General features: G+C 65.3%; 1 pseudogene. It reads right to left on the bottom strand.

Annotation, left to right across the window (positions count from 1 at the left end):
• A pseudogene (locus tag Sru01_RS35060) lies at positions 1–1,108 on the bottom strand (DNA-directed RNA polymerase subunit beta); the annotation flags it as partial.

Genomic DNA, 1,108 nt, shown 5'->3' with positions numbered 1-1,108 from the left:
GGCCTCCTGGATGCCGGTGATGTCCCAGCCGCGGGCGGCGATCCACCCCAGATGGGTCTCCAGCACCTGCCCGACGTTCATCCGGCCGGGCACCCCCAGCGGGTTGAGGATGATGTCCACCGGAGTGCCGTCCTCCAGGAACGGCATGTCCTCCACCGGCAGGATCTTGGAGATGACCCCCTTGTTCCCATGCCGGCCGGCCAGCTTGTCCCCATCGGTGATCTTACGCTTCTGCGCCACATACACCCGGACCAGCTCGTTCACCCCCGGAGGCAGCTCATCGCCCTCCTCCCGGGAGAACACCCGCACCCCGATGATCTTCCCCGACTCCCCGTGCGGCACCTTCAACGAGGTGTCACGCACCTCACGCGCCTTCTCCCCGAAGATCGCCCGAAGCAGCCGCTCCTCCGGCGTCAGCTCCGTCTCACCCTTCGGCGTTACCTTCCCCACCAGAATGTCACCGGTGGTCACCTCCGCACCGATCCGGATGATCCCCCGCTCATCCAGATCAGCGAGAACCTCCTCCGACACGTTCGGAATGTCACGAGTGATCTCCTCAGGACCCAGCTTGGTGTCCCGCGCGTCGACCTCGTGCTCCTCGATGTGGATCGACGACAGCACATCATCCTGCACCAACCGCTGCGACAGGATGATCGCGTCCTCGTAGTTGTGCCCCTCCCACGGCATGAACGCCACCAGCAGGTTCTTGCCCAGCGCCATCTCACCGTCATCGGTGCACGGCCCGTCGGCCACCACCTGACCGGCCTCCACCCGATCACCCTCGGCCACGATCGGCTTCTGGTTGAAACAGGTGCCCTGGTTGGACCGCTTGAACTTCGCCACCCGATACGTCGTCCGGGTGCCGTCATCGTTCATCACCGTGACGTAGTCGGCCGACACCTCCTCCACCACACCGGACTTCTCCGCGGTGATCACATCACCGGCGTCGGTGGCCGCGCGGTACTCCATGCCGGTACCCACCAGCGGCGCCTCGCTCTTCAGCAACGGCACCGACTGACGCTGCATGTTCGAGCCCATCAACGCCCGGTTGGCATCGTCATGCTCCAGGAACGGGATCATCGCCGTCGCCACCGACACCATCTGCCGC

The organism is Sphaerisporangium rufum (assembly GCF_016863395.1).
Lineage (GTDB): Bacteria > Actinomycetota > Actinomycetes > Streptosporangiales > Streptosporangiaceae > Sphaerisporangium > Sphaerisporangium rufum.
The sequence above is the reverse complement of the archived record's forward strand: the minus strand, read 5'-3'. Positions and strand labels throughout refer to the sequence as shown.